Origin of the sequence: Flavobacterium sp. FPG59 (genome assembly GCF_002150205.1) — a bacterium.
Taxonomy (GTDB): Bacteria; Bacteroidota; Bacteroidia; order Flavobacteriales; family Flavobacteriaceae; genus Flavobacterium.
Genome location: NZ_MTCA01000163.1, coordinates 1 through 6,931, shown reverse-complemented (window position 1 = coordinate 6,931; position 6,931 = coordinate 1). Strand labels below are relative to the sequence as shown.

General features: G+C 35.2%; 3 protein-coding genes. All 3 read left to right on the top strand.

Translation table 11 applies throughout. From position 1 onward, the window contains the following. Positions 1 to 158 precede the first annotated feature (158 nt). Positions 159 to 2,306, top strand: a complete 2,148-nt coding sequence (gene recG, locus FPG59_RS12315; RefSeq protein ID WP_086454893.1) for an ATP-dependent DNA helicase RecG — start codon at positions 159 to 161, stop codon at positions 2,304 to 2,306. A 382-nt stretch (positions 2,307 to 2,688) separates the two neighbouring features. Then, on the top strand, positions 2,689 to 3,747 hold the full coding sequence (locus FPG59_RS12310) for an efflux RND transporter periplasmic adaptor subunit (protein ID WP_086454892.1): 1,059 nt from the start codon (positions 2,689 to 2,691) through the stop codon (positions 3,745 to 3,747). Between the two features lie 62 nt (positions 3,748 to 3,809). After that, a complete protein-coding gene (locus FPG59_RS12305) occupies positions 3,810 to 6,905 on the top strand; it encodes an efflux RND transporter permease subunit (RefSeq protein ID WP_086454891.1) in 3,096 nt (1,031 codons plus the stop codon). The last annotated feature ends 26 nt before the right edge of the window (positions 6,906 to 6,931 follow it).

The window sequence follows — 6,931 nt, the reverse complement described above, 5'->3', positions numbered from 1 at the left end:
AACCAAATATATATGATTGCTACTCCATTTCCAAAAGAACTCATTTCCAAATTTACATTCAATAAACTATCTTCGCATTTTACAAATTATCAAAACAGTATTTTTTTTTACAGTTCGTATAATTGTCCACTAAAATAGATTCATTTAATTAAGTTTCAATGTCAAACAACCTCTTACTTACCCCTATTGAATTTTTGAAAGGCGTTGGTCCTAACAGGGCTGAACTACTTAGGAAAGAATTAGGAATCTATAAGTATCAGGATTTAGTGAATTTTTTTCCAAACCGATATATTGATCGAACACGCTACTATAAAATCAATGAACTACATTCTAGAAGTGCCGGTTCTGTTGCTGAAATTCAAATTATTGGTAAAATTATAAACATCAAAACGGTTGAATTTGGTAAAAACCAAAAAAGATTAGTAGCTACTTTTGTTGATGATACTGGCCAAATGGAACTTGTGTGGTTTCAGGGTCACAAGTGGATTAGAGAAAGTCTAAAGCTGAATGAAATGTGCGTTATTTTCGGAAAATGTACTGCTTTTGGAAGTAATTTCAACATGGCGCATCCAGAAATTGAATTGTTGAGCGAGCATGAAAAAAGCTTACGATCGGCGATGCAACCCGTATATCCATCAACTGAAACCTTGACAAACAGAGGTATCACAAACAGAGTGATTAATAAACTCATGCAACAATTGTTTCATGAAACGCACACTTTGTTTACTGAAACTTTGCCTGTAAAAATCATTGATGAATTAAAATTAATTCCAAAAAATGCTGCTTTATTCAACATTCACTTCCCAAAAAATACGGAGGTATTGGCTAAAGCCAAATTCAGACTCATCTTTGAAGAGCTATTCTTCATTCAGTTGCAATTGATAACTAAAAACTTAGTTCGAAAGCACAAAATAAAAGGGCACCCATTTACTACCGTTGGTCAGTATTTTAATGATTTCTACCAAAATCATTTGCCTTTTCAATTGACCAATGCTCAAAAAAGGGTAGTCAAAGAAATTAGATCGGATATGGGTAGCCAAGCCCAAATGAATCGTTTGTTACAAGGTGATGTAGGTTCTGGCAAAACCATTGTAGCTTTTATGAGCATGCTTTTGGCACTTGATAATGGCTACCAGGCTTGCTTGATGGCTCCTACCGAAATTCTAGCCAATCAACATTTTATAGGATTATCAGAACTAGCGCAATCATTAAACATCAATATAAAATTACTAACAGGATCTACAAAAATTGCTCAACGCCGCATTATTCATGAAGAATTAGAAAATGGATCTTTGCACCTACTCATTGGTACACATGCCTTACTAGAGGATAAAGTAAAATTTAAAAATCTAGGTCTTGCAGTTATTGATGAACAACACCGTTTTGGGGTTGAACAACGCTCTAAATTGTGGAAAAAATCAAATCCTGATCCAATAAAAGGTGGAGAAATTGTTCCTCCACACGTTTTAGTAATGACAGCAACTCCCATACCGAGAACACTGGCCATGAGCCTTTATGGCGATCTTGATATTTCGGTTATTGATGAACTTCCCCCGGGACGTAAACCCATACAAACAGTTCATAGATATGATAGCAACCGATTAAAAGTCTGGAAATTTATTCGGGATGAAATTGCTTTGGGACGCCAAATTTATATTGTGTACCCATTAATTCAAGAATCGGAAAAAATGGATTTCAAAGATTTAATGGACGGTTACGAGAGTATTTCGAGAGATTTTCCTTTACCGCAATATGCCATTTCTATTCTTCACGGAAAAATGAAACCCGCAGATAAAGATGCCGAAATGAAGCGTTTTGCTGAAGGTAAAACCAACATTATGGTTGCAACTACAGTAATTGAAGTGGGTGTAAATGTGCCCAATGCTAGTGTAATGATAATTGAAAGTGCCGAGCGATTTGGGTTATCACAGCTACACCAATTACGCGGACGTGTTGGTCGAGGTGCTGAACAAAGTTATTGCATATTGATGACAAGCCATAAATTAAGCAACGATAGTAAAACCAGAATGGAAACTATGGTACAAACTAACGATGGTTTTGAAATTGCCGAAGTAGACCTTAAACTTCGCGGACCTGGTGACATCATGGGAACACAACAAAGTGGCGTTTTAAATCTACAAATAGCTGATTTAGTTCGAGACAGAGACACACTTGCACTTGCCCGAAGCTATGCAGTAAAACTATTAAAAGACGATGCGCCCATGGAAAAACCAGAGCATGCAGCGCTGAGAGCCGTTTTTATAGAAATGACAAAAAAGAAAAATATCTGGAACTATATCAGTTAAATTATACTAGGTTTTAATATGCCTAGGATTCGAAATAGTCTAAAATGAACTTTTTCCTTATTTGCTCTATTTTACACAATGCATAATTATAATCTTATTTTAAGGCTTCTTTTTAAGAATAAGCGTCATTTTTTAAATCCTTTATTATTATTTATTCAAATAATAATAATTTTTTACAACTCGAGATTAAACCTTTAGGCTTTTCTAATGTCAAAGTTTTTTTAGCATTTTTGTTCTGAAGTGGCATTTTTGTTTTTATTGTTAATATTTGTAGGTACAAACGTTAAATAATAATTAACATGAAGCCTATATTCAATCATAAAGGCTAATTTTGAATTTAACTTATTTTATTGCAACTAAATCTTACTTTACAACTTAAATTATGAAAATAAAATACCTCGTTTACGCCTTGTTACTCATCGGATTTATTGGTTTTATAGGATACCGTATTAGCGAAAACAAAAGCGAAGGCGGCGACTCGAAAGACCCAAAAGGAAAAGGCAAAACCATAAATGTAACTGGTATTGTTGCCACTCCACAAACTTTTGATAACAATTTATCATTATCTGGATCCATAGAGGCTAATGAACAAGTCGAGATTAGAAGTGAAGTATCAGGAATTGTAGAAGGAATTTATTTTCAAGAAGGAAGCAATGTTAGTAAAGGTCAAATCTTATTCAAGGTAAATGATATTGAACTGCGTGCACAACTAAGACAAACTACTACTCGCGAAGGTTTAGCATCAGAAAATGAGCGTAGAGCAAAATTATTATTGCAAAAAGAAGCCATCAGTCAAGAAGAGTATGATTTGGCTCGAGCCGATTTAAAATCAGCGCAAGCACAAAGTCAATTGATAAGAGCTCAAATAGCAAAAACAGCAGTAAGAGCACCTTTCTCTGGTAAAATAGGATTACGATCCATATCACCAGGAACGTACATCACTCCTGCTATTCTTGTTGCAAAACTGGTTAATACAGGCAAATTAAAAATTACTTTTTCTATTCCTGAAAAATATGCTACTCAAGTTAAAAACAACACTTCGCTGAGTTTTAAGGTTGCAGGATCTACTGAAATATTTAGTGCCAAAGTATACGCCATAGAACCAGAGGTTGAAGTAGCTACACGTACACTTCAAGTTCGTGCCATTGCAGATAATAAAAACGGAATTTTATTACCAGGTACTTTTGCTGATGTAGAATTGCCATTAGACATTATAAAAGATGCTATTGTAGTTCCTACCGAAGCAGTAATCCCAGTACAAAAAGGAAAGAAAGTATTTATTACTAGTAACGGTCAAGCCAAAGAAGTTATGATTGAAACTGCTACTAGAACAGCTTCTTCATTACTTGTATTATCTGGATTAAAACCAGGCGATACTGTTATTACAAGCGGAGTGATGTCCTTAAAAGATGAAACTCCCGTAAAAGTAAAAATCAAATAAACAAAGCTTTTAGAATCTTGCAAACCAAAATCTAAATTAGCAACTTTAATTATAATCCTTAAATGAGTTTATCAACCACTAGTATTAGAAGACCTGTATTTACCATCGTAATCAATGTAGCCATTGTTTTGTTTGGATTGATTGGTTATACCTTTCTTGGAGTACGAGAATTTCCCTCTATAGATCCCGCACAAGTATCCATCAGTACCCGGTATGCTGGTGCCAATGCTGATATTATTGAATCACAAATTACTGAACCTCTAGAAAAAGCAATAAATTCAATTGATGGTATTAGAAACGTAACCTCTTCTAGCGCTCAAGGGAGTAGCAACATCACCATTGAATTTAATTTAGATAAAAATCTTGAAGATGCTGCTAATGATGTACGTGATAAAGTATCACAAGCGGTACGTAACTTACCACAAGATATTGATTCACCTCCAGTAGTTTCAAAAGCAGATGCCAACGGAGATGCTATTATTTCGATGACGGTACAAAGCGATACTCGTAATGCTTTAGAATTAAGTGATTATGCTGAAAATGTTATATCACAACGTCTAGAAACAATTCCTGGTGTAAGTGGCGTTCAAATTTGGGGTCAAAAACGTTACGCCATGCGCTTGTGGATTGATCCAGTAAAACTTGCCGCATACGGATGTACAGTTGCCGAAGTAAGAGATGCATTGAACAAGCAAAATGTAGAATTACCATCAGGAAAATTAACCGGAAACAATACAGAACTTACTGTAAAAACGGTTGGTAACCTTTCTACTGCCGAGGAATTTAACAATATAATTATTCGTTCAGAGGGTGAAAAAGTAGTGCGTTTTAGTGATGTAGGTACAGCGAGCATAGGTCCTGAAAATACCGAAACCAAAATGACTCAATCAGGTACTCCTCTTGTAGGAATTGCGATTGTACCGCTTCCCGGTGCCAATTATTTAGATATTTCTGCAGCTTTCTATAAAGAATTCGAAAAATTAAAAAAAGATTTACCAAAAGACATTCAGCTAAATATTGCTATTGACAATACCATATTTGTAAAAAAATCAGTTATTGAAGTTGCTGAAACGTTAGGAATCTCAATTATATTGGTAATTTTAATCATCTACTTATTCTTTAGAGACTGGGCAATTGCTTTTAGACCTTTAATTGATATTCCAGTATCGTTAATTGCTACGTTCTTTATTATGTGGCTCTTTGGTTTCTCCATAAATGTATTGACATTATTAGCCATCGTTCTCGCTACAGGTCTTGTTGTAGATGATGGAATTGTTGTGACCGAAAATATCTTCAAGAAAGTAGAAGAAGGGATGACACCTATCGAAGCTGCGATTAAGGGATCGAATGAGATATTCTTTGCCGTAATTTCAATTTCAATCACATTAGCCGCGGTTTTTCTTCCTGTAATCTTTTTAGAAGGATTTGTTGGCCGACTCTTTCGGGAATTTGGAGTAGTCATAGGAGCTGCCGTATTGATATCTGCTTTTGTATCCTTAACGCTTACGCCAATGTTGAATGCGTATTTAATGAAAGGTGGCGAACAAAAAAAATCAAAATTCTACATTCGTACAGAGCCTTATTTTGAAAGACTTAACAATGGTTATGCAAGTGCATTGTCCAGTTTCATGAAGAAAAAATGGTTGAGTTTCCCAATCTTGATTGCTTGTTTCGGATTGATATACATGTTCTTTACACTTTTGCAAAAAGAAACCGCACCTTATGACGACCGTTCTGGTTTTGTATTGCGTATGTCTACTCCCGAAGGTTCCTCTTATGAATACACGGACCGATTCATGCAAGAAATTTCAAAATTAGTAGATGATTCTATTCCTGCCAAAAAAGTGGCTTTAGTAATTACTTCTCCTGGTTTTGGTTCTTCATCTGTAAACAGTGGTTTCATACGAGTATCTTTGGTTCAACCCAATGAAAGAAAAAATTCTCAAAAAGAAATAGCCGAAAAATTAACTAAGTGGACAAAACAATATCCAGATGCAAAAACATCAGTGATAGAACAGCCGACCATTGCCGTAAATAGACGTGGTGGTTTGCCTATTCAATATATTATTCAAGCACCCAACTTTAACAAACTTGAAGAGAAGATTCCGCTTTTTATGGATGAAGTATCTAAGAATCCAACGTTTGCTGTAAGTGATGTAAACTTAAAATTCAATAAACCCGAAGTTAATGTTACCATTGATAGAGAAAAAGCAGAAAGCTTGGGCATATCTGTAATTGATATTGCACAAACGCTGCAACTTTCTTTGAGCGGTCAACGTTTTGGCTATTTTATGAGGAACGGAAAACAGTATCAAGTCATTGGACAATTTGATCAAGAAGACAGATCAAAACCCTTAGACTTAACCTCAATGTTTGTAAAAAATAATATGGGACAATTAATCCAAATGGATAATGTTGTGACCATTGAAGAAAAAAGTAATCCGCCGCAATTGTACCACAACAACCGCTATATGGCTGCAACAGTTTCTGCAGGTCTTGCTCCAGGCAAAAGTATTAGCGACGGTATTGATGCCATGAACGAAATAAAAGCAAAAGTGCTTGACGATACTTTTACAACTGACTTGGGTGGAGAATCTCGGGATTTTGTTGAAAGTAGTTCAAATACTGCATTCGCTTTTGGACTTGCATTATTATTGATATTCTTGATATTAGCAGCGCAATTTGAGAGTTTTATTGATCCATTCATTATAATTTTGACTGTGCCAATGGCCGTTGCGGGAGCGTTATTTTCATTGTGGTTATTTGATCAAACTTGGAATATTTTTAGTCAAATTGGAACCGTAATGCTTATTGGTTTGGTAACCAAAAATGGAATCCTTATTGTTGAATTTGCCAATCAGTTACGCGAACAAGGAAAACCAAAATTAGAGGCGATTCTTGAAGCATCAGAAGCGAGATTGCGACCGATATTAATGACTAGTTTAGCCATTTCCCTTGGTGCTTTACCTATTGCATTATCTCTAGGAGCGGCATCTACCAGTAGAATAGGAATGGGTGTTGTAATTGTAGGAGGAACTATTTTTTCATTAGTACTTACTCTATTTGTAATTCCAGCACTCTACTTAATGTGGTCAAAAGCTCGTAAACATTATCCAGAATTTGATCATATTGAGGAGTATGAGAAAAATTTCAATTAAAATTATAAAATAGTGCTGTTTAGATT